Here is a 21,615-nt window from a genome sequence, read left to right on the forward strand (position 1 = left end):
GTTCACCAACAATCCGTGGATTATCCGCCCCGCCCTGATCAAGGAAAAGCTCAAGGTAGAAGCCTATACGCTGGTCAATGATTTCGAGGCGGTTGGGCCTGCTGTGGGGCCGGGCGGTGGCGGACAATTTTTCCCTCTCTGCGGCCCCGACCAGCCTCTAGCTGCGACCGGCACTATAAGCATTATCGGCCCCGGAACCGGTTTGGGCGTTGCGCATCTGCTGCGCACGGGTGGGCATTATCATGTGCAGGCAACCGAAGGCGGGCATATCGACTTTGCACCGCTCGACAGCATAGAGGATGCGGTACTGGCGAAGCTGCGTAAACGTTATCGCCGCGTATCGGTCGAGCGCGTTGTATCAGGGCCCGGCCTCGTCGAAATATATGAAACGCTTGCGAGCATAGAGGGCAGGGCGATCCAGCAGCTGGATGACAAGGAATTGTGGGCGCTCGGCACGTCGGGTGAAGACAGCCTCGCGGCCGCCGCCGTAGATCGGTTCTGCCTCTCGCTGGGCAGTGTCGCTGGCGATATAGCGTTGGCGCAGGGCGGTTTTGCCGGGGTAGTAATCGCGGGCGGGCTCGGCTTGCGTATCAAGGATACGCTGCTGCGTTCGGGCTTTGCAGAACGTTTTCGCGCCAAGGGGCGGTTTGAGGGATTGATGGCAGGCCTTCCGGTAAAGCTGATTACCCATCCACAACCGGGGCTGTTTGGTGCGGCGGCTGCCTTTGCCCGCCAGCATGGATAAGGACGTAAAATGAAACCCATAGAAGCCATCATGCGCACCGCGCCGGTGATTCCAGTTCTGGTGATCGAAGATGTGGCCCATGCCAAACCGATTGCCGAGGCGCTGGTGGCGGGCGGCTTGCGCGTTCTTGAAGTAACGCTGCGTACCGAAGCAGGCCTTGATGCCATTCGCGAAATGAAAAAGGTGCCTGGTGCGATTGTCGGCGTCGGAACAGTGGTTGATGTCGCAGGGCTGGAAAGCGCCATTGCCGCGGGCAGTGAATTCATCGTTTCGCCGGGGCTTACGGAAAAGCTGGGCACTACGGCGGTGGCGAAAGGCATTCCCTTCCTTCCCGGCGTCGCCAACGCCAGTGACATAATGCGCGGGCTTGACCTTGGCCTGACCCATTTCAAATTCTTTCCGGCAGAGGCCAATGGCGGTCTGCCGGCGCTGAAATCGCTCATCGGCCCCTTCGGCCAATGCAAATTCTGCCCCACAGGCGGCATCCGGCAAGACACTGCCGCCGACTGGCTAGCGGTACCAGAGATTTTATGTGTTGGCGGAAGCTGGCTTGTTGCTAAAGGAGCCCCCGATGTCGCAGCGATTGAGGCTGCGGCGCGCGCAGCCGCTGCGTTGGCGCGCTAAGCCAAAGGAAAAGGTACATGGCCGAAGAAATCGAGTGGTGGGAATTTGATTCGGCAGAAGAGTTTATCGAGGGTGTCGTCGGTGACGTAACTTTCATCATCGAAAGCGCGCTCGATGCGCGCGGGCAGGCACTGGTGGCCTTTCCCGGCGGTAATACACCCAAGCCCATTCTCGAAAAGCTCGCCCAAGCGCCGCTGCGCTGGAAGGGTGTGACGATCATCCCGACCGACGAACGGCTGGTGCCGGTCAGCGATCCGCTGTCGAACGTTGCAATGCTGGCAAAGATTTTTCTGCCCAAAGGTGCACGAGTTCTACCGCTGAACAGCGAGGCCGCCGACTACAAACTTGCCGGCGGTGCTGCCAATGCGCGCCTCTCAGACCTGCATTGGCCGCCTGATCTGGTGTGGCTCGGCATGGGCGGAGACGGGCATACCGCATCAATTTTCCCGGGCCCTGATTTTGAAGAGGCGATGAACCCGGCCAAGGGCGTTCGTGCTATAGGTGTGCGTCCCGATCCATTACCTCCCGAGGCACCTGTTGATCGCGTCACGCTGACGGTTCCAGCGATTGTTGAGGCGCGCACAACGATGTTGGTCATCAATGGTGCTGAAAAGCAGCAGGTGTTGGAGCAGGCTATCGAGGAGGGTAAGAAATCAGCCTATCCGGTCGGGCGTTTGATCGACGCACTGACTGTGCCAGTCGATATATATTGCCTCAACGGCTGAGCCTTCAAATTCGGCGTAGAGGGGCCTTGGGCGTAAGCGCCTGATTGTTCAACTTTCGCAGATAATGCGGGATATTGTCGTCGTTGCTGTTGCCGCCGATTTGCTGCCGCGCCGCTTTCGGATCAATCGGATAGTCGAAAGCTATGCCGCAGCGGGATTCGGCGACCCATGCGACTTTCCCGGTCACCCAGCCCAAATTCTTCAGATTAACTTCTACGGCCTCACCGCGAATCGCCTGCACCGGCGCCTCTGCCATCAAGCCACCCGAAGACACATTCCGAACGCGCACCTCACCCTGTGTCCCGCTCGTCGGGAAACGCAAAACTGCTTTCATAAACAAGCTGTTGCGGTCTTGTGCCCGCGACTTGTCAGTGGCGTTTTCAGTTTCCATGGGATCAACCGGTTTGTTCATGGCGCCTTTTCGGGTGCAATATTTGGTGACAGTAAAACTCTTGCTATCAACAATTGGTCGCCAATTGGTTAATGCATCGTTCGGAATTTGAACGAAAAAGGGCGGGAACCAAATGGTTCCCGCCCCGTTTTCTTCAGACGTCTGATCCGGTCGGATCAGGCGAAACTGACGGATTAGCCGTCGAGTTCGTTGTTCACGTCGTTGAAGGTGTTCGACAGGTTGTCGCCGAGGCTCGACATCGCAGCAATTGCAGCGACAGCGATCAGAGCGGCAATCAGGCCGTATTCGATTGCGGTTGCGCCTTCTTCATTCTTGAAAAGCTTTTTGATCATTTTCATCTCAGGTCTCCTGTTCAACTATTCACCCTGGCAGCCAGACAAAATTCCAACTGTCACTGAACTGATAAAACAGACTCTCCTACCAAATCGTTAACCCGGCGATTAGTCGCTGGCTTCAGTAATGTCGTTCGAAACGCCATTCCACATATTGGTAGTGGAGTCTGCGACATTGCTGAGCGAAGCCATGATGGCTATCACCAGCAATGACAGTATCAGTCCATATTCCACTGCCGTCGCGCCCATTTGGCAACTTGCGATGCCTCGAAATAGCTTCAACATGATTTGGTCCTGTCATGTCATGGTTACGACGCTCGCGTTTTTCCACAGAGGCGTTAACAAAAACTTTCCAACGGAAGAGAAGTTGAAAAAAAATCCGACAATGTTGATTGTGGTTGCTGTCGCTTTGCTCCGTCCTGATGGGCGAATTCTGCTGCAAAAACGGCCGGAAGGCCGCGATATGGCTGGCCTTTGGGAATTTCCGGGCGGCAAGCTGGAAGCGGGTGAGCAGGCGGAGGCGGCGCTGGCCAGAGAGCTCGCGGAGGAACTCGACATTCATGTTGAACCGCAAAATTTGCTGCCAGCCTGCTTTGCGAGTGCCGCGATCGGAAGCAAGGATCTGCTGCTATTGCTCTATACTTGCCGTATTTGGGAAAAACTTCCCCAATCTGTTGAAGGGCAGGAATTGGGCTGGTTCACCCTGTCCCAGATGGAGGATTTGGAAATGCCTCCGGCGGATATACCCTTGCTCGGGCTGCTAGAGCGAATTTTAAGGCCGTAAATTCTTCTCCGATTTGTCAAATAACGCTGCAAGCGAGACCTGCCCACTGCCGCGGGCAGCAGGCTTGGGTTGATCCGGCGACGGAGCCCAGCCGCTGAGGTGCAGAAACTCGAAACGTTCTGGGACCTTTCCGTCGGCGTTCTGTAATGAAGCCCATGCTGCATCCAATCGTTCTAGATAGGCGCGCCCCAAAAAGGGTCTGGTACCTGCAAGGCTGTTACCGATCCCGGCGTCGCGAAGATCGGAAATCAAAGTTCGCCAATCACGATAAAAGACTTCGGTTTCGAGCTTATCCGCAACCTGCATGGTAAAGCCGGCGCGCGCGAGCAGGTCGGCTGCAGTGCGCAGCTCGATCTGCGGGTGGACATGGGCACTGGCCCGGTTGCCGTCGGCCAGCATCATCGCTCTCTTCAGACCTGCGAGTGTGCCTGCGCCGAACAGCGCGCCGAGAAATAAACCGTCTGGTCGTAATGCCCTTCGTATTTGGACCATTGCGCCGGGCAGGTCGTTGATGCTGTCGAGCGTACCTGCCGATATTATGAGATCGAAACTGCCCGGTTCAATCCCGAGCTGATCTTCCTCGGCGAAAGGCAGCGCGACCGATTCGGAGGCCTTTCCGCTCAAAATGGACGCAGCCTGCTCGGCAAGCGGGCCCAATATCAGCGCCCTTTCGAACTGCCGCGTGGTGCAGTTGAGCCGATCGTTCAAGTCATCGGCCAGAATCTCCCAAAGAAAATGTCCGGCTCCTTTTCGATGTGCCCCGCGTTGACGCATGGCGAGGCGACGGCGGCGGTCAAAAATTTCTGGAGGTGCGGAGGGGCTCATCTCACGCCTTGTGCCCTGCGCAATTATAGCCGACAAGTGGGATATGCAGGCTTTGACGCTTCCTTTGAAGGCGATTGTCGATTTTGCTCTGCCGCCGCGCTGTCCGTCATGCGGTATCTTGACGACCGATGCCCACCAATTTTGCCTGCAATGTTGGCAACAGCTCAACTTCCTGTCCCAACCCGCCTGCGCAACATGTGATTTGCCCCTGCCATTTGCCGGAGAAGAAGCGGTGCAATGCGCTGCGTGTATGACGCAAATGCCGCGTCATTCGGGTATCAAGGCCGCTGTGGCCTATGGCGATATTTCGCGCGAGATCGCGCTGAAACTGAAACATGGCGGTAAGATAGGTCTTGCGCGTCTTATTGCGGGCCAGTTGCGCCGCTATACCGCAGATCTGCCCGATGGCGCGATATTGGTGCCGGTGCCCTTGCATTGGACGCGGCTTTGGCGACGACGCTATAACCAGTCCGCGCTGATTGCCCAGGAATTGTCGCGCATATCCAGCCTCGAACACTGCCCCGATGCGTTACGGCGAACGCGGCGTACGCAGGCGCTGGGTGGATTGTCTGCACGTGAACGAGCGGCGATGGTCAAAGGTGCCTTTGCCGTGCACGAGCGGCAACAGGCGAAGATTGCTGGCAAGCCGGTGATATTGGTCGATGATGTCTACACCAGCGGTGCAACCACTGACGCTTGTGTTGCTGCGCTGCTGAAGTCAGGCGCCGCCAGCGTTACGATATTCTGTTGGGCCAGGGTGCTGCCCGAGGCGCTCGAAACCGGTGTTTCAGCCTAAACGCATACTTGACTAGCGGCCCGAGCCCACCCACATAAAATTCATGAGCGCGAATGTTGAAATTTTCACAAAATTTGCCTGCCCGTTTTGTTATCGGGCGAAGGCGCTGCTTGATGCCAAAGGGGTCGCTTATATTGAACGCGATGCCAGTGGCGGCCCGGCGCGTGAAGACATGCTGGCCCGCTCGAACGGACGGACAACGGTTCCGCAAATCTTCATCGATGGCCATCATGTCGGAGGCTGCGATGATCTGATGGCGCTCAATGCATCCGGCAAACTTGACCCTATGCTGGCGGGGCATTGACGGCATGATTGCCTATGATCTCGTTTGCAAGGCAGGCGAACATCGATTTGAAGGCTGGTTCGGTTCTTCGTCCGACTTTGACGACCAAAAGTCGCAAGGGCTTTTGGCATGCCCCGTGTGCGGCGATGCGGAAGTCGCCAAGGCGGTTATGGCGCCCAATGTAGGCCGCAAAGGTAATCAACAGCCAAGCGCCCGGAGAAGCGACGACGGGGCAGAGGCTGTTGCGCTTGCCAATATGCCCGAAATGCCTGCAGAAATGGTCGAGATGATTGGCAAAGTTGCCGAAATGCAGGCCAAAATGCTCGAGAAATCGGATTGGGTCGGGGATCGTTTTGCCGATGAGGCACGGGCAATCCATTATGGCGACGCACCAGATCGCATCATACATGGAAACGCAACAATCAATGACGCCCGCGAGTTGCATGACGAGGGTATATCGGTCGCCCCCTTACCGCTGCCCTTCGTCCCGCCCGAAGCCAAAAATTGACGCTTCAAACGGGCGCGGCTAAGGCTAAGGCGGCGCACCCGTAGCTCAGCAGGATAGAGCATCAGATTCCTAATCTGATAATTTTATCATTAACATATTGAAAATAAATAACAAAAAATGAAAAGTGTGCCGCATTTGTGCCTTTTTCAAACATTATTAAATATATGAGAAATAAAGAATTTCTGGCACTCGCGCTGTGAAGGCCAGTTTTTCATATGGCTCCGTCAATCAGCCAATTCACCCATCTGTGGAATTCATCATGGGATTGTCGCGTATTCACAGTTTTGGGAGATGCTATGAATTGCTCGATCTCATTATGTGCATTCGGCCCCTTCAAAAGCGTTTCAATTAGGTAGCTGTTCGGGTGACGCGGATTAGGATGTGGGATAGCGTACGCATTTGTAGTTAGGTATCCCCCTCCGGTTGCTTCGTCGTCCCAGACTTCCTCATGAACATAGACAACGAAGTTTATCCTGCTGGTTCCTCTGAAAAATTTTTCAGTGACATGGTCAAATCTAAAATTTAGCCCCTCTACCTGATTGTGCCAGTGCTCTGGAAAGATGCACATCAACACCGCGGGTGCATCAGCTGGCAGCTGTTTACGCTTATCATTCAAGCGCGATAACAAGACCTGTTCGTCAAACTGCTTTCTTTCGCTCATCCAAACTTCAACATTTATGGAATTGCCCAGTTTGCTTACCGAGAAATCGAAATCTCTCTTGGCAACCCCGATTTCTGGCCGCGCATCCACGACTAAATCATGTTGAAAAAGAATTGCTGCAGCCGAAAGTTCCGAATGAGCTTGTTTTAAGTTCCGGGTTGCAAGTCTTCTGCAAATTTCACCAAAGCCCGGCTCGTTTCGTAATTGAAAAAGCATGGCAGCAAATTGGGTAACGCGAGCAATGTATTCCCAGTTTGTGCCGTTTGGGAATGGCTTTTCAAAGCCAAAAAAATCGTCGTTGTCAAAAATAATACCAGGCTGAGATATATAATAAGGTATAAGGCCAAAGGCTGCGCTGTAATAACGCAAGCCGTATGATTTTAAGTTTATCGGAAAACTCCTAATTCGGTTTTCCACCATGGCAGGCGCATTTGTAAACACGGGATCCTCTTCTCTATCGAAGAGGTTTTATGGCGAACTCAAAATTTTTGCGACCTGTTTTGCTTCGACTATTGATGAGTACGTTTGTCCCATTGATGCTGGAACAACAGTCCATTTCAAATAAGGGTGAGGTTTCTCCCACCAACTTCGCGCGCCGTCAGACAGAAGAATCCGACCATTGGAAATTTGAAGAATGCAAACAAGTTTCCGATTGACCGTAGATTGAAGTCCATATCGCAATGGCTCAGACCTTCGTTCAATGACATTGGGCATAATCTTCCCCCCTAAATGCTAGCTTGGATCCGCCTTGGTGTGCCAAAAAGTGTGCCAATGATGTGCCGCTCTGTGCCGCATATTTCCGCTCTGTTCCGCTTTGCCTTGACATTGATAAGCAGCGTAACTAGCCAAAACCTCAGTAAAACCGAGGTTTTTCAAGGCGCACCCGTAGCTCAGCAGGATAGAGCATCAGATTCCTAATCTGGGGGCCACAGGTTCGAATCCTGTCGGGTGCACCAGCTTGCCGATGCCAGTTTGGCGTCGGAAAGCTGGTACAGTTGGCTTTGGACCCGGAGCTATCGGAGTCGGAGCCGCATGAGCGGCGGAGACGGCCGGAGCGTCAGCGCAGGCCAATCCTGTCGGGTGCACCAGCCTGCAGGCGCTGCATAAAAAGAAAGCCCGCCACGGCGGTGCCGGGCGGGCTCTCTGGAAAAATTTCGAAAGCTTACTTCGTAGCTTCCTTGGCGGCATCGCCGGCAGCCTTGGCAGCATCGCCTGCCTTTTCGGCGGCATTACCGGCTGCTGCAGCGGCGTCACCGGCAGCATCCTTCATTTCTTCGCCAGCCTTGGCGGCAGCGTCGCCAGCCGCATCGGCTGCGCCTTCGGCGGCATCAACTGCTTCTTCAGCAGCCGCATCAACAGCTTCACCGGTTGCTTCTACAGCTTCGCCGGTTTCTTCAGCAGCCTGATCAGCTTCCTGGGTGCCGCAGGCAGCGAGCGGGGCGAGCAAAATCGCAGCGACCGCTACTTTGGTGAATTTTTTCATGCAACTTTCCTCCCCGGATGAATTCCGGAAGGGACAAGCTAATGCAGCATGCTTTGGCGATGCAAGCAGAATTCGCGCCGCATCGCCAATTTGCCCTAAGTTACAGGCAGGCTTCCAGATAGGGTTGGTCGAACCCGAACTGACGGGCCTTTTCCAGCGTATAAGGCCGTACACTGCCCGAAACGAATTCACCGATGATTTTCCCATCGGCGTCTTCATCGCGATACTCGAATTTGAACAGATCCTGCGTCACGATGACATCGCCTTCCATCCCGATAACTTCGGTGATCTGGGTCGTGCGACGTGAACCATCGCGTAGACGCTTCACCTGTACAATCAGGTCGACCGAGTCAGCGATCTGCTTCGAGATTGCTTCCTTCGGGATCTTGATGTCGCCCATCAAAATCATGTTCTCCATACGGCCAAGGCATTCGCGCGGGCTGTTCGAGTGGAGCGTACACATAGAGCCATCGTGACCGGTGTTCATGGCGGCGAGAAGATCGAAACATTCCGCGCCACGAATTTCGCCGAGGATGATGCGGTCAGGGCGCATACGCAGGGCGTTCTTCACAAGATCACCAATGGTGATCGCACCATCGCCCTCAAGGTTTGGCGGGCGAGTTTCAAGCGGTAGCCAGTGAGGCTGCTGCAAACGAAGTTCGGCCGCGTCTTCGATCGTCAGCACGCGCTCGCCCGGGTCGATCATTTTCGACAGGGCATTGAGCATGGTCGTTTTGCCCGAACCCGTACCGCCGGAGATGACGATGTTCATGCGGCAGGCACCAGCAATTTTCAAAACCGTTGCCATATGCTCGCTCATCGAGCCGAAGCCTTTGAGCATGTCGATGGTGATCGGCTTTTCGGAGAATTTACGAATCGAGATTGCGGTACCACGCAGCGACAATGGCGGCACGATAACGTTAACACGGCTGCCGTCCTTCAAACGGGCGTCTGCAAGCGGCGTGGTCTGGTCAACGCGGCGGCCAACCTGGTTCACGATTCGCTGGGCAATCTGGAACAGATGTTCTTCATCGCGGAACTGGATACCGGCAAGCTGCAGCTTACCCTTTTTTTCAACATAGGTCTGGAACGGGCCGTTGACCATGATGTCCGAAATGTCGGGATCGTTCAGCAATTCTTCGAGTGGACCGAAGCCGAGCAGTTCGTCGACCAGAACCTTTTCAAGAGCAAATTGCTCGCGACGGTTCAGCGTCAGTTTGAGTTCGGCGAGAACCTCGAGGATGATTGGTCGAAATTCCTCGGTCAATTCTTCCTTGTTCAGCGTCGCCGCCGCTTCGGGATCAACGCGTTCGAGCAAGCGCGGAAGCACCTGTTCTTTGATCTTGTGCACCGAAGCCTCAAAACCTTCGCCGCCGGCGGCAGCTTCGTTCGTGCCCGCGGCACGTTCGGCCAAGCGCGACATTGCGTCGCTCATCGGCGCCGACGCAACATTCATGTCGAGCGCATCAATAGGTGGGAATTGCTCGCCGCCCGCAGACGGTACCTGCGGCGCGCCCTGCTCCGGGCGATAGGCTGCAGGCGCAGCGGACGGGTTGCTCGGTGCAGCGGATGAGCCGCCGGACATTGGGCGGGCGACGCCGAACGCAGGTCGACTGTTGTTCAATCCCGGTCGTTTGCCAAATGCGCTCACTGGAACCCCATATGCTGTTGCAAGTCACTGTTGACCGCGTTGCTATCGTGAAATGGTGAATAAATGGGTAATGACAGCCAACCGGCCATGACGAAGACGAACGAACTTGCTGCTTGAAGGAACGCTACCGACCGCTAAGGCCTAGCCAATTGCGGCATTTAGTTTTGCCGTTTCAAGCAGCGATTTCAGGGTATCAAATGCGTCATTCGTCCGGATTCACACTCGCACTTGCGGGCTTTGCCCTGCTGACTTGTGGCGACGCCATCATCAAGTCGATGGCTGGGTTATGGCCAGCCACTGCGATAGCAGCCTTGCGCTTTTCCATCGCCGTTCCGCTGCTGGCCAGCTTCGTTTTGGCTTCGCAGGGCAAGGCGGCTCTCCGGGTAGGTAAGCCCCTGATTCAGCTGGGCCGGGGCATTTCGATCGCCGCATCATCATGCCTGTTCTTCTTCAGTCTTTTTCTGCTGCCACTGGCTGAGGCGACAGCGATCGTGTTCGCCAGCCCAATCATTACTGCGCTGTTATCTGCCCTTTTTCTCCGCGAACATATGCGCCCGATCGCATGGGTGGCGACATTCCTGGCATTAGCGGGTGTCGCGATGGTCCTGCGGCCCAACCTGGCGGAATTGGGCATAGTTGCGTTTCTGCCATTGGTTGCGGCGTTTTTCTTCGCAACGATGATGATCCTGAACCGGCTGGCGGCGGGATCGGGATCTCCTATGGCGCTTCAATGGGCGCTCGCAACCGTTGCCGCGCCAATATTGCTGATAGTTGCCTTTGCAGGGAATATATCAGGTGCGGAACAATTGAGCGTCGGCTGGCCGCACTGGTCCGTCGTGCTGCGTTGCGCAATTGTTGCCGTCACTGCCAGCACCGCGCATTGGTTGATCTATTTGGGAACCACCAGAGGAACCGCCGCAGACGCCGCGCAGGCGGTGTATATCCAGTTGCCGGTCGCCCTTTTGATCGATGCCTTGCTGTTCAGGCATTTCCCGGATGCGCTTGCGCTGGGTGGCTCACTACTGATTATTTGCGCGGGCTTGATTATGTGGCACAATCAACGGCGGATGTTAGGAGCTGCTGCAAGATGAGGATCACGTTAGGCGTTGTTTTGGCCTTATCGCCGGTTGCAGTTTTCGCCGAACCGTCGGTTCAGGACATGCCTGGCTGGATGACCGGAGCCTGGGAAAAAATCGACGGCGCAAAATGGGCCGACGAATTCTGGACCCCACCCCGCGGGGGCATCATGATTGGATCCAGTCGTTCGGGTAGCGGAAATCAGCTCGGCTTTTGGGAGCATATGCGCATCATGCGCGAAACCGATGGGCAATTGGCTTTCTGGGCCATAGCGGCCGATCAGAAGCCGGTGCGGTTTGCTGCGGTGAAGACCGCAGCGAACGAAATTGTCTTTGAAAATGCGCAGCACGACTATCCACAACGCATCCGTTATTGGCGCGACGGGAAAGCATTGATGGCAGAAATTTCGCTGCTTGATGGCAGCAGAGCCGTTAAGTTCGGTTTTGATCCGATGGGCGGTATTTGACGGATATCCGGAATTAACCCAGCTTTTCGGCCAAAATCGTCAGACCGTTTTCGTTGACCTCGGCCACGCCGCCGTCAAGCGCGATGGTTTCGGGCGCTGCGCCTTGCGTCTTGTAAATCGCCACCTCGCCTGCGCGCAGCGTAGAGACCATCGGGCTGTGCCCTTCGAGCACGCCGAAATCGCCCTCTGTGCCGGGGACGGTGACCATATAGACCTCTTCCGAGCGGACGAGGCGTTCAGGGGTGACGAGTTCGAAATTCAGTGCCATGTTTTTCTATCCTTACCCCTCCCGCGAGCGGGAGGGGCTGAGGTAAATCAAGCTGCTTCAGCAGCCAGTTTCTTGCCCTTTTCGACGGCTTCGTCGATGCCGCCGACCATGTAGAAGGCAGCTTCGGGCAGGTGGTCATATTCGCCATCGACGACAGCCTTGAACGACTTCACGGTGTCTTCGATCTGCACGAACTTGCCTGCGATGCCGGTGAAGACTTCTGCGACGTGGAAAGGCTGCGACAGGAAGCGCTGGATCTTGCGCGCGCGGCTGACGACCAGCTTGTCGTCTTCCGACAACTCGTCCATGCCAAGAATCGCGATGATGTCCTGCAGCGACTTGTACTTCTGCAGCGTTTCCTGAACGCGGCGAGCGGTATCATAATGCTCTTCGCCAACGACCGACGCGGTGAGAACGCGGCTGGTCGAATCAAGCGGGTCAACCGCCGGATAGATGCCAAGTTCCGAAATCGCACGGTTAAGAACGGTCGTTGCGTCCAAGTGGGCGAACGAGGTTGCAGGCGCAGGGTCGGTCAAGTCGTCCGCAGGGACGTAAATGGCCTGAACCGAGGTAATCGAACCCTTGTTGGTCGAGGTGATGCGTTCCTGAAGCTGGCCCATGTCGGTTGCCAGCGTCGGCTGATAACCCACAGCCGAAGGAATACGGCCGAGAAGTGCGGACACTTCCGAACCTGCCTGGGTGAAGCGGAAGATGTTGTCGACGAAGAACAGAACGTCCTGGCCTTCCTGGTCGCGGAAATATTCTGCGATGGTCAGGCCCGAAAGAGCAACGCGCGCGCGCGCACCCGGGGGTTCGTTCATCTGGCCGAACACGAGAGCAACCTTCGAACCATCGGGGGTCGGGTTGCCGTCCTTGTCCTTGGCGATAACGCCGGCGTCGAGGAATTCGTGGTAAAGGTCGTTCCCTTCGCGGGTACGTTCACCCACACCGGCGAACACCGAAGTACCGCCATGGCCCTTGGCGATGTTGTTGATCAGTTCCTGAATAAGAACGGTCTTGCCGACGCCCGCACCGCCGAACAGACCGATCTTGCCGCCCTTTGCATAGGGTGCGAGCAAGTCGATGACCTTGATGCCGGTGACGAGAATTTCGGTTTCGGTCGACTGGTCGACAAAAAGCGGTGCTTCTGCGTGGATCGGTGCGCGCAGATCGGTGGCAACCGGGCCCTGCTCGTCAATCGGCTCACCGACTACGTTCAGGATGCGGCCGAGCGTGGCGGGGCCGACGGGAACCGAGATTTGCGCGCCGGTCGAGCGGACAGGCTGGCCGCGGGTCAAACCGTCGGTCGAGTCCATCGCGATGGTGCGCACGGTGTTTTCACCCAGATGCTGCGCCACTTCGAGGACGAGGCGGTTGCCGTTGTTATCGGTTTCGAGTGCCGACAAAATGGCAGGCAGCGTGCCGGTGAAGCTGACGTCGACGACAGCGCCGATAACCTGCGAAACGCGACCGGTTGCACCAGCGACGTTCAGCTTGGTTGCGCCGCTTGCCTTTGCAGCGGGGGCTTTCTTTGCCGGTGCCTTGGCAGCAGCCTTCGGCGCAGCCTTTGCAGCGGCGGGCTTTGCGACCGCCTTGGGGGCAGCCTTTGCAGCGGTTTTCTTCGGGGCGGTTGCCATGTCTGTCTTTTCCTTGCCTTTGAACGGTTAGAGCGCTTCGGCGCCAGCAATGATCTCGATGAGTTCGGTGGTGATCGCGGCCTGACGGCTGCGGTTGTACTGGATGGTCAGCTTGTTGATCATGTCGCCTGCGTTGCGCGTGGCGTTGTCCATGGCTGTCATCTTGGAGCCCTGTTCCGACGCCGCATTTTCGCGCTGGGCGCGCAGCAGCTGCACCGCAACATTGCGCGGCAGCAGGTCGGCGAGGAGTTCTTCCTCATCGGGTTCATATTCGACCGAGGCCGATGCACCAGCAGGCGCGTTGTCGTTAGACAGCGCAACCGGCATCAGCTGCAATTCGGTCGGCTCCTGCGTCAGGACGCTGACAAATTTGTTGAAAAACAGGTGCGCGACATCAAATTCGCCACCTTCAAAGCGTGCGATCAAATCGTCCGACCAGCCTTTGACGGCGTCATAGCCGAGCTTGCCCAGATCGCCGGGTTCCACGCTTTCGACAATGTCATTGCGATAGAAGCGGACAAGTCCGTCCTTGGCCTTTTTGCCGATCGTGTAGAATTTGACGGTCTTGCCCTGGCCCTTCAACTCGTCGGCGCGCTTGCGGGCGAGGCGGACGATGTTGGTGTTGAACGCACCAGCCAGACCCTTGTCGCTGGTAGCGACGACGAACAGGTGGACATCGTCCTTGCCCGTTCCGGCAAGAAGCTTGGGCGATTGCGGGCCGACGGTGACCTTGGAAGCGATGGACGAAACCACCTTCTCCAAACGCTCGGCATAAGGACGCGAGGCTTCAGCAGCCTCTTGCGCGCGCTTCAGCTTCGCGGCGGCGACCATCTTCATCGCCTTGGTGATCTTCTGGGTCGATTTGACCGAGTTGATCCGTATTTTGAGGGCCTTTAGGCTAGCCATCTAACGATCCGATCAGGCGAAAGTCTTCACAAACTTGTCGAGTGCGGCAACCAGTGCCTTCTTGCTGTCGTCGCTGAAGTCGCGGCTATCGCGAATGCCCTTCAGCACGTCGGCATGATTGGCGCGCAGGTCTGCGAGCATCGCTTCTTCAAAGCGCGTCACGTCGCTAGTGGCGATGCCGTCGAGATAGCCGTTGGTGCCGGCGAAGATCGAGCAGGTCTGCTCTTCGAACGGCAGCGGGCTATACTGCTTCTGCTTCAGAAGCTCGGTCAGGCGCGCACCGCGGTTGAGCAGCTTCTGCGTCGAAGCATCAAGGTCCGAGCCGAACTGGGCGAAGGCCGCCATTTCGCGATACTGGGCGAGTTCGAGTTTGATCGAGCCCGACACCTTCTTCATCGCTTTGGTCTGTGCAGCCGAACCCACGCGGCTGACCGAGAGACCGACGTTGATTGCAGGGCGGATACCCTGATAGAAAAGGTCGGTTTCAAGGAAGATCTGGCCGTCGGTGATCGAAATCACGTTGGTCGGAATGTAGGCCGAAACGTCACCGGCCTGGGTTTCGATGATCGGCAGTGCGGTCAGCGAACCACCGCCATTGGCGTCCGACATCTTTGCGGCACGCTCAAGAAGGCGGCTGTGGAGATAGAAAACGTCGCCGGGATAGGCTTCGCGGCCCGGCGGGCGACGCAGCAGCAGCGACATCTGGCGGTAAGCGACGGCCTGCTTGGAAAGGTCGTCATAAACGATCACGGCGTGCATGCCGTTGTCGCGGAAAAATTCGCCCATGGTCACGCCGGTGTACGGAGCGAGATATTGGAGCGGAGCAGGTTCCGAAGCGGTTGCAGCGACGACGATCGAATATTCCATCGCGCCCTGTTCTTCGAGTGCGCGGACGATCTGTGCGACGGTCGAGCGCTTCTGGCCGACGGCGACATAGATGCAGTACAGCTTCTTCGATTCGTCCTTGCCCTGATTGACGCCCTTCTGGTTGATGAAGGTGTCGATGGCGACGGCGGTCTTACCGGTCTGGCGGTCACCAATGATCAATTCGCGCTCGCCGCGGCCAACGGGGACGAGCGCGTCGAGTGCCTTGAGGCCGGTCTGCACCGGTTCGTTCACCGACTGGCGCGGGATGATGCCGGGGGCTTTTACTTCAACGCGGGCGCGCTTCGTGGTCTTCAGCGGGCCCTTGCCGTCGATGGGGTTGCCAAGGCCGTCGACCACGCGGCCGAGCAGTTCCTTACCGACCGGAACGTCCACGATGGTGCCGGTGCGCTTTACGGTATCGCCTTCGCGGATTTCCGCGTCCGAACCGAAAATCACGACGCCGACATTGTCCGCTTCGAGGTTGAGCGCCATGCCCTTGATGCCGTTGGCGAATTCGACCATTTCACCGGCCTGGACATTGTCGAGGCCGTGGATGCGGGCGATACCGTCACCCACCGAAAGCACGGAGCCGACTTCGCTCACTTTTGCTTCGGTGCCGAAATTGGCGATCTGGTCCTTGATGACCTTTGAAATTTCTGCGGCGCGGATATCCATGGTTTAGCCTTTCATCGCTTGCGCGAGGGAGTTCAAACGGGTTTTGATCGAATTGTCGATCAGGGTGCTTCCGATCTTGACGGTCAGGCCGCCGAGGATCGTGGGATCGATTTTGGCGCTGATCGCGACATCGCGACCGACGCGCTCTTTCAGCTTTGCCGAGAGGGACTTCATCTGCGCAGCCGACAGTGCATGCGCGCTGGTCACTTCAGCAGTGATTTCGCCGCGATGCGCCGAAGCGAGCGAGGCGAATGCGCGGGCGACGCCGGCGGTTTCAGCCAGACGACGGTTTTCAGCAAGAACGCCCAGCGTCTTCGCGGTCAGCGCATCGAGCTTCAAAACCTTGGCAATCGCAGCAACAGCCTTTTTGGCGGCATCGCGCGAGATCGAGGCGTTGGTCGTGAGCGAGGCAAAATCGCTCGATTCGTTCAGGGCTTTCTGCACCTTTGCAAGGCTGGCTTCGACTGCGTCGATTGCCTTTGCCTCGCGTGCCAGATCGAACAAAGCGGTAGCGTACCGCCCTGCAAGACTGGCTTGCACATTAGCCTGATTGCCGCCGGAGTTATCCACGCGTTTTCGTGTCCCTGTACAGACTGGAATATATGTCGCGACTGAAGCGCAAGGGAATCGTTCCCTTACAAAGTCGAGGGGCCGGTAGCAGGGGATTTGCTGCGATGCAAGATAGGGATTGGGGTTGTTTTCATTGAAGCCCAAGCCACCACCAACTCGTCATTCCCGCGAAGGCGGGAATCCATCACCAGAGCTTTCCTTTTCAACAATGGTTGCGTTATGCCTTTGCCTTAGGTGATGGATTCCCGCCTTCGCGGGAATGACGAAGTGACGGGAGGATGCGCCATGGGGCAAATGATCAAAATGAAAATGTCCGACGGCGCAGAAATCGCCGTCTATCACGCTGAAGCGGAGGGTGAGCGCAAAGGCGGGCTGGTCCTGATCCAGGAGATTTTCGGCGTTACCGATCACATCCGCGATTTGTGCGATGAGTATGCAACCGATGGCTATGAAGTCCTGTCCCCCGCCTTGTTCGACCGCGAAGATCCCGGTTTCGAATGCGACTATACCGGCCCCGAATTTGAGCGCGCGGTGGAACTGGCGCGCAAACTGCACCCGTTTGATCAGTCGCTGGCTGATGCCCAGACCTGCATTGATGCCTTAAAAGACAAAGGCCCCGTATTCATCACCGGTTATTGCTATGGCGGTTCGGTCGCGTGGCGGATGGCACAGATCAGCCCGGATCTGGCGGCGGCTAGCAGCTATTATGGCAGCATGGTTCCAACGATCTTTGCCGATCCCGCCCCGCGCTGTGCGACCATCGCCCATTTCGGCCGCTTCGATCAGGGCATTCCGATGGAGGGCGTCGAGGCGCTGATCGAAAAGGCGCACCCGACGGCGCAGATATTCATCTACGACGCCAATCACGGTTTCAACAGCGACCGGCGCAAGGATTATCACGAGCCCAGTTCCGAATTGGCGCGGGAAAGGACGCTGGCCTTGTTCAAGGCCTGCGGCGGCTGAAACTTTGAAAGCAAGAATCGGGACGCAGGCGGTTTCCAAGGCGGTTAGATGCTAAATCCACATCAACGATGAGGATGAAGCCATGACTTACAAAATTACCGGATTGCTTCCCGCTGCCCATGCCCATTTGTTTGCGATGAACGATACCGAACTGGCCGCAGTCAATGCCCGCCGCGTTACCGCGACCGCAAGCAAGGGCTTTCCCTGCCGCGTGTCGTTGGAAGATGCGTCGGAAGGCGAAAGCCTGATTCTGTTCCATCATGTCAGCCATGATGTCGCGACGCCCTATCGCTCGGCTTACGCAGTCTATGTTCGCGAGACAGCACAGCAGGTTGCCGAATATGTCGATGAGACGCCGCCGGTGTTTGAAGGCCGGCCGATCGCGTTGCGCGGCTTTGATGCGGAAGGAAATCTGCGTGAAGCAGCCTTGGCGTTACCCGGGCAGGCGGATGCGCGCATCCGTGAACTTTTCGCGGGTGAGGAAATCGCCTATATTCACGCCCATAACGCCGCGCATGGATGCTTTTCGGCAGCTATAGAACGGACCTGAGATGATAGACGCCGATACCGCCTGGGCCGCCGTGCTGCGCCGCGACCGCAGCTTTGACGGGCGCTTTGTCACCGGTGTGCTGACCACCGGAATCTATTGCCGTCCCAGCTGCGCTGCTCGGCATCCCGCGCGCACCAATGTTCGCTTCTTCGTCGATGGTGCAGCCGCGCGGGCGACCGGGCTGAGGGCGTGTAAGCGATGTGTGCCCGACGATGTTGCGCGTGATGAGGCGGCGATGGCAAAAGCCCTGAATCTGTTGCGCGCCGAAGAGCCGCCCGCACTGGAAGAATTGGCGGAAGCGGTCGGTTATGCGCCGCATCATTTTCACCGCCTTTTCAAGCGCGCAACCGGGGTGACGCCTGCCGCCTTCACCCGAGCCGAGCGCGCTAAGCGGGCCGCTAACGCGCTGGCGAGTGAGGAGCGGGTGACCGATGCGATTTACGAAGCAGGCTATTCTGGGCCGAGCCGATTTTATGAAGACACCAAAGGACGTTTGGGGATGACACCGAGCGCTTGGAAAAATGGCGGAGCAGGGGCGGTCATCCAGTGGGCCGTGGTATCGACATCGCTGGGACAGATGCTGGTCGCTGCGACTGGAAAAGGTATCTGCCGCCTGTCTTTCGACGAAGGCGAGGAGGCTTTGGCGGATCGCTTTCCAAAAGCGGAAATTCTGCCCGCAGATGCGACGACACAGGCGCTGATTGAGGGCGCGGTTCAAGCCGTTGAAAACCCCTCGCGCATGCCCGATCTGCCGCTCGATGTGGCAGGCACTGCGTTTCAGGAGGCGGTATGGCAGGAGTTACGCCGCATCCCGGTTGGCGAAACAAGAAGCTATGCCGACATTGCTGCCGCTGTTGGCAAACCTAAAGCGGTTCGTGCCGCAGGGTCCGCAAACGGCGCGAACAATGTTGCGGTCCTGATCCCCTGCCACCGCGTCGTTCGTACCGACGGCAGCCTTGGCGGTTATGCCTATGGCCTCGACCGCAAGGTAAAGCTGCTCGAACGCGAAGGCGCGGCTGACTCGCCGCAAATTCCCATGCTATAACTTCCGCTATAGCGCGGATTCGCGCTTTTTGGCGGCATATCAGGGATTTTACATTTCTGACGCTTTAAGACTAACGGTCTGTTCACCCTTTTCCGCCATAGGGAATGCGATGCTGTGCGTAGTGCAGCTTGGATTTCCGCCGAAAGCAGCTGTTTTTCGCGCGGACTGGAAGGATATGGGAATGAACAAGTCATTGAAGTTCAAGGCTTTGCTCGCACTCAGCGCAAGCAGCATGGCAATCACTGGCTGTTCGATGACGGGCGGATCGAATCTGCCCCCGGCACCGACGATTCCCGCGCAACAGCAGGTAAGCGACGAATATATCATCGGTCCGCTTGACCAGATTACAATCTTTGTTTGGCGCAATCCGGAACTTGGCGCGAAGGTTCAGGTGCGCCCCGATGGCCGCATCACCACCCCTTTGATCACCGACATGCCAGCCGCAGGCAAGACAGCAACGATGCTGCAGCAGGATATCAAGCTGCAATTGTCGCAATATATCAACGATCCGATCGTCTCGGTGATCGTCAACGAATTTGCCGCGACCAACAATCAGCAGGTACGGATTGTTGGCGCGACCGAAAAGCCGGCATCGATCCCCTTCCGTGCCGATATGACCTTGCTCGATGCAATGATCGCGGTCGGCGGGCTGTCTGAATATGCCGCGGGCAACAAGGCGCGTCTCGTTCGCTTCAACAAAGCTACCGGCAAAAGCCAGGAATATGCGCTGCGCATTAATGACCTGATACGCCGCGGTGACAGCAAGGCCAATGTCCTCCTCCAGCCGGGCGATGTCATCATCATCCCCGAAAGTATGTTCTAAAGGGTAGCGACACAGCGATATGAACGGATTGTATGACGAACTGCGCATTGCCGTCCACAGCGTGTGGAACCGCCGCTGGCTGGCGCTCGCCATCGCCTGGGGTGTGTGCCTGCTGGGCTGGCTGGTCGTCTCACTGATCCCTGCCAGCTATGAATCGAGCGCACGGATCATGGTGCGTCCGCAGTCGGTGCTTTCCGAAAAGGTGGGTATTACGGCTGGTGAACGCCGCAAGGCCGTTGAGCAATTGCAGCAGTCATTGGGTTCATCCGCCAATCTGGAGCGTGTGGTCAAGGGCACGGATATCGGTCGCACAGTAGTGTCGGAAGCCGAGCTTGCGAGCGCCATTTCCGCGCTGCGTCCGAATATCGCGGTTAAGGCCGACCCCACAAATGAGAATGTTTTTTCGATCACCGCGATGCACGAATCTCCGCGTGTTGCGCGGGATGTTGTGCAAAAGTTGATCGACATCGCCGAGGAAGAGAATATCGCAGGCGACCGCGCCGAAACCTCGAAGACGCTCAAGTTCCTCGATGCCCAGCTCGAAGCACGGCAAAAGGAATTGGCTGAGGCAGAAGCCAAGCGCGTTGCCTTTGAAACGCAGAATCTGGGCATGTTGCCGGGTGCCGGTTCGGCCTCGACTCGCATGGAGGCCGCGCGTGCTGAAATGTCGCAGATCGACACGCAGCTGATTCAGGCGCGCAGTGCCGTGGCGGCGCTAAGCAGCCAATTGGCCGGAACCCCCCGCTCGCTGGCAGGTGTCGGCGGAGGCGGCAGTCCGCTGGCATCGGCACAAAACGACCTCGCCTCGATGAAGGCGCGCGGGTACACCGACGACCACCCCGATGTTATTGCGATACGCAACCAGATTGCGATTTTGCGCTCGCAAGGGGCAGGGGCTTCGGCTGGTGGTGGCGGAATGCCAAACCCTGCTTATGCTTCGCTTCAGTCGATGCTGGCCGAACGCCAGGCATCGGTGACGGCTCTATCCGCGCGCAAAACCGCACTGCAGGCCGAAATCAGCGACTATACGGCAAAGCAAATTTCGCAGCCGGGGCTTTCCGCCGAATATTCGCGAATCAGCCAGGATTATCAGGTGCTGAAAACCCAATATGATAAACTGCTCGCCGACCGCGAAGCGATCCGCCTACGCGGGCAGGTGGAAAATGAAACCGGCACGGTGCAGTTCGAGGTTGTGGACCAACCCGGCGTGCCTTCTGCGCCAGCCAAGCCCAACCGTCCGTTGTTGCTGGCGCTGGTGTTGTTTGCAGGCTTGGGTGCTGGGGCAGGCGTAGCCTTTGCGCTCGGCCATTTGCAAACCAGCTTCCCGACCGCCGCCAAGCTGGAAAAGGCAAGCGGGCTGCCCGTGATCGGAGCGATCTCGCAGATGCTGACCAGCGCGCAACGTGAGGAGCGCAAGCGCAAGATGAAGATGTTCGTCGGCGCAACAAGCGGGCTTGTCGGTGTCTTCGCGCTGCTGCTGGTGGTTGAATTCATCCAGCGTGGCATTGCGGCATGAAGGGGCCTGAAAAAATGAACAAGCACAGCCCGATAAAGCCGCCTGCGTCGCTGCTCGAACGCGCCAATGAACTTTATGATTTCGGCGCTGCGCTGCGCGGCCCTGCCAAGGACGCTACCCCGGTGGAGCCGCCCAGCAGCCCGTTGCTGAACCCGAAGCTGCTAAAGCACCGCCCGCTCCGGTTGCCGCGCCCGCTGCGGCACCTGTTATGCCGCAACCCGTTGTGCGTCCGTCTTCTGGCCGTGCCAAACAGCGCGTCCATATCGATCGCGATGCATTGCGTGCCGCCAATTATATTGATCCAGAAGGTCCAGTCACAGGCCTGTCTGAAGAATTCCGCATCGTCAAACGCCAGCTTCTGCTGGCTGCGCGCGGCGGCAAGGGTTTCGATGCCATTGAACATGGCGAACGCATTCTGATCTG

26 protein-coding genes, 1 tRNA gene and 2 pseudogenes are annotated in these 21,615 nt (G+C 57.3%); 17 read left to right on the forward strand and 12 right to left on the reverse strand.

What is annotated here, in order from left to right:
• The 3 genes from Q0239_RS01935 to pgl form a co-directional block, all read left to right on the forward strand.
• Positions 1–745 (forward strand): glucokinase (locus Q0239_RS01935; RefSeq protein ID WP_298597584.1); only part of this gene is annotated, 745 nt, incomplete at its 5' end.
• A gap of 9 nt (positions 746–754) precedes the next feature.
• Positions 755–1,369 (forward strand): bifunctional 4-hydroxy-2-oxoglutarate aldolase/2-dehydro-3-deoxy-phosphogluconate aldolase, encoded by a 615-nt coding sequence (gene eda / locus Q0239_RS01940; RefSeq protein WP_298597587.1) that lies wholly within the window; start codon positions 755–757, stop codon positions 1,367–1,369.
• Between the two features lie 17 nt (positions 1,370–1,386).
• The gene (gene pgl, locus Q0239_RS01945) at positions 1,387–2,094 is read left to right on the forward strand and encodes a 6-phosphogluconolactonase (protein WP_298597590.1); all 708 of its coding nucleotides are present in this window, start codon (positions 1,387–1,389) and stop codon (positions 2,092–2,094) included.
• A 4-nt stretch (positions 2,095–2,098) separates the two neighbouring features.
• Here the strand turns inward: pgl and Q0239_RS01950 are convergent, their stop codons facing one another.
• The 3 genes from Q0239_RS01950 to Q0239_RS01960 all read right to left on the reverse strand — a co-directional run bounded on the left by Q0239_RS01950 (position 2,099) and on the right by Q0239_RS01960 (position 3,123).
• A complete protein-coding gene (locus tag Q0239_RS01950; protein ID WP_298597593.1) occupies positions 2,099–2,506 on the reverse strand; it encodes a PilZ domain-containing protein in 408 nt (135 codons plus the stop codon).
• 173 nt (positions 2,507–2,679) lie between these two features.
• Entirely contained in the window at positions 2,680–2,844 is a 165-nt protein-coding gene (locus Q0239_RS01955) for a Flp family type IVb pilin (RefSeq protein ID WP_298597596.1), read from the reverse strand.
• A gap of 102 nt (positions 2,845–2,946) precedes the next feature.
• The gene (locus Q0239_RS01960) at positions 2,947–3,123 is read right to left on the reverse strand and encodes a Flp family type IVb pilin (RefSeq protein WP_298597599.1); all 177 of its coding nucleotides are present in this window, start codon (positions 3,121–3,123) and stop codon (positions 2,947–2,949) included.
• A 100-nt stretch (positions 3,124–3,223) separates the two neighbouring features.
• Here Q0239_RS01960 and Q0239_RS01965 point away from each other — a divergent pair, with 100 nt between their 5' ends.
• Complete coding sequence (locus Q0239_RS01965) at positions 3,224–3,622, forward strand: NUDIX domain-containing protein (protein ID WP_298597654.1); 399 nt, start codon at positions 3,224–3,226, stop codon at positions 3,620–3,622.
• On the opposite strand, the gene Q0239_RS01970 is transcribed toward Q0239_RS01965, so the two are convergent.
• Positions 3,611–4,330, reverse strand: a complete 720-nt coding sequence (locus Q0239_RS01970; RefSeq protein ID WP_298597602.1) for a methyltransferase domain-containing protein — start codon at positions 4,328–4,330, stop codon at positions 3,611–3,613. The two genes, Q0239_RS01965 and Q0239_RS01970, sit on opposite strands and share 12 nt — an antisense overlap.
• Before the next feature lie 160 nt (positions 4,331–4,490).
• On the opposite strand from Q0239_RS01970, the pseudogene Q0239_RS01975 reads away from it, so the two are divergent.
• The 4 genes and pseudogenes from Q0239_RS01975 to Q0239_RS01990 all read left to right on the forward strand — a co-directional run.
• Positions 4,491–4,688, forward strand: a pseudogene (locus Q0239_RS01975) (double zinc ribbon domain-containing protein); the annotation flags it as partial.
• 9 nt (positions 4,689–4,697) lie between these two features.
• Positions 4,698–5,243, forward strand: coding sequence for a ComF family protein (locus Q0239_RS01980; RefSeq protein ID WP_298597657.1), 546 nt, complete (start codon positions 4,698–4,700; stop codon positions 5,241–5,243).
• Positions 5,244–5,286: 43 nt separating this feature from the next.
• Positions 5,287–5,547, forward strand: coding sequence for a glutaredoxin 3 (gene grxC, locus Q0239_RS01985; RefSeq protein WP_298597605.1), 261 nt, complete (start codon positions 5,287–5,289; stop codon positions 5,545–5,547).
• A gap of 4 nt (positions 5,548–5,551) precedes the next feature.
• Positions 5,552–6,034, forward strand: a complete 483-nt coding sequence (locus Q0239_RS01990; RefSeq protein WP_298597609.1) for a DUF1178 family protein — start codon at positions 5,552–5,554, stop codon at positions 6,032–6,034.
• A gap of 211 nt (positions 6,035–6,245) precedes the next feature.
• Here the strand turns inward: Q0239_RS01990 and Q0239_RS01995 are convergent, their stop codons facing one another.
• A complete protein-coding gene (locus Q0239_RS01995) occupies positions 6,246–7,136 on the reverse strand; it encodes a hypothetical protein (protein WP_298597612.1) in 891 nt (296 codons plus the stop codon).
• Between the two features lie 438 nt (positions 7,137–7,574).
• Between Q0239_RS01995 and Q0239_RS02000 the strand changes: the two genes are divergently transcribed.
• A tRNA-Arg gene (locus Q0239_RS02000) sits at positions 7,575–7,651 on the forward strand.
• 206 nt (positions 7,652–7,857) lie between these two features.
• Here Q0239_RS02000 and Q0239_RS02005 read toward each other — a convergent pair.
• Complete coding sequence (locus Q0239_RS02005) at positions 7,858–8,178, reverse strand: hypothetical protein (protein WP_298597615.1); 321 nt, start codon at positions 8,176–8,178, stop codon at positions 7,858–7,860.
• A 100-nt stretch (positions 8,179–8,278) separates the two neighbouring features.
• Positions 8,279–9,829, reverse strand: coding sequence for a CpaF family protein (locus Q0239_RS02010; protein ID WP_298597618.1), 1,551 nt, complete (start codon positions 9,827–9,829; stop codon positions 8,279–8,281).
• A 197-nt stretch (positions 9,830–10,026) separates the two neighbouring features.
• On the opposite strand from Q0239_RS02010, the gene Q0239_RS02015 reads away from it, so the two are divergent.
• Positions 10,027–10,920 carry a DMT family transporter gene (locus tag Q0239_RS02015; RefSeq protein ID WP_298597621.1) on the forward strand — a complete coding sequence of 298 codons (894 nt, stop codon included), beginning with the start codon at positions 10,027–10,029 and terminating at the stop codon, positions 10,918–10,920.
• Positions 10,917–11,372 (forward strand): DUF6265 family protein, encoded by a 456-nt coding sequence (locus tag Q0239_RS02020; RefSeq protein WP_298597624.1) that lies wholly within the window; start codon positions 10,917–10,919, stop codon positions 11,370–11,372. Before Q0239_RS02015 ends, Q0239_RS02020 begins: the two co-directional genes overlap by 4 nt.
• Positions 11,373–11,385: 13 nt before the next feature.
• Here Q0239_RS02020 and Q0239_RS02025 read toward each other — a convergent pair whose 3' ends face one another.
• From Q0239_RS02025 to Q0239_RS02045, 5 genes are read right to left on the reverse strand one after another with little or no spacing between them, the layout of a single operon-like run.
• Positions 11,386–11,640, reverse strand: coding sequence for an ATP synthase F1 subunit epsilon (locus Q0239_RS02025; RefSeq protein ID WP_298597627.1), 255 nt, complete (start codon positions 11,638–11,640; stop codon positions 11,386–11,388).
• Between the two features lie 47 nt (positions 11,641–11,687).
• Positions 11,688–13,277, reverse strand: coding sequence for a F0F1 ATP synthase subunit beta (gene atpD / locus Q0239_RS02030; RefSeq protein ID WP_298597630.1), 1,590 nt, complete (start codon positions 13,275–13,277; stop codon positions 11,688–11,690).
• Positions 13,278–13,304: 27 nt separating this feature from the next.
• Positions 13,305–14,183 carry a F0F1 ATP synthase subunit gamma gene (locus Q0239_RS02035; RefSeq protein ID WP_298597632.1) on the reverse strand — a complete coding sequence of 293 codons (879 nt, stop codon included), beginning with the start codon at positions 14,181–14,183 and terminating at the stop codon, positions 13,305–13,307.
• 12 nt (positions 14,184–14,195) lie between these two features.
• The gene (gene atpA, locus Q0239_RS02040) at positions 14,196–15,725 is read right to left on the reverse strand and encodes a F0F1 ATP synthase subunit alpha (protein ID WP_298597635.1); all 1,530 of its coding nucleotides are present in this window, start codon (positions 15,723–15,725) and stop codon (positions 14,196–14,198) included.
• A 3-nt stretch (positions 15,726–15,728) separates the two neighbouring features.
• Positions 15,729–16,295, reverse strand: coding sequence for a F0F1 ATP synthase subunit delta (locus tag Q0239_RS02045; protein WP_298597637.1), 567 nt, complete (start codon positions 16,293–16,295; stop codon positions 15,729–15,731).
• A gap of 294 nt (positions 16,296–16,589) precedes the next feature.
• Between Q0239_RS02045 and Q0239_RS02050 the strand changes: the two genes are divergently transcribed.
• From Q0239_RS02050 to Q0239_RS02075, 6 genes and pseudogenes are all read left to right on the forward strand, one after another.
• A complete protein-coding gene (locus Q0239_RS02050) occupies positions 16,590–17,258 on the forward strand; it encodes a dienelactone hydrolase family protein (protein WP_367276063.1) in 669 nt (222 codons plus the stop codon).
• 82 nt (positions 17,259–17,340) lie between these two features.
• Positions 17,341–17,808, forward strand: coding sequence for a DUF1203 domain-containing protein (locus tag Q0239_RS02055; protein ID WP_298597642.1), 468 nt, complete (start codon positions 17,341–17,343; stop codon positions 17,806–17,808).
• Position 17,809: 1 nt separating this feature from the next.
• On the forward strand, positions 17,810–18,853 hold the full coding sequence (gene ada / locus Q0239_RS02060; protein ID WP_298597645.1) for a bifunctional DNA-binding transcriptional regulator/O6-methylguanine-DNA methyltransferase Ada: 1,044 nt from the start codon (positions 17,810–17,812) through the stop codon (positions 18,851–18,853).
• 181 nt (positions 18,854–19,034) lie between these two features.
• Complete coding sequence (locus tag Q0239_RS02065) at positions 19,035–19,676, forward strand: XrtA/PEP-CTERM system exopolysaccharide export protein (protein WP_298597648.1); 642 nt, start codon at positions 19,035–19,037, stop codon at positions 19,674–19,676.
• A gap of 19 nt (positions 19,677–19,695) precedes the next feature.
• Positions 19,696–21,192: an XrtA system polysaccharide chain length determinant gene (locus Q0239_RS02070; protein ID WP_298597651.1), complete on the forward strand. Its 1,497-nt coding sequence runs from the start codon at positions 19,696–19,698 to the stop codon at positions 21,190–21,192.
• A 208-nt stretch (positions 21,193–21,400) separates the two neighbouring features.
• Positions 21,401–21,615 (forward strand): annotated as a pseudogene (locus Q0239_RS02075) (capsular biosynthesis protein); the annotation flags it as partial.

This window comes from uncultured Sphingorhabdus sp. (assembly GCF_937872355.1).
Classification (GTDB): domain Bacteria; phylum Pseudomonadota; class Alphaproteobacteria; order Sphingomonadales; family Sphingomonadaceae; genus Sphingorhabdus_B.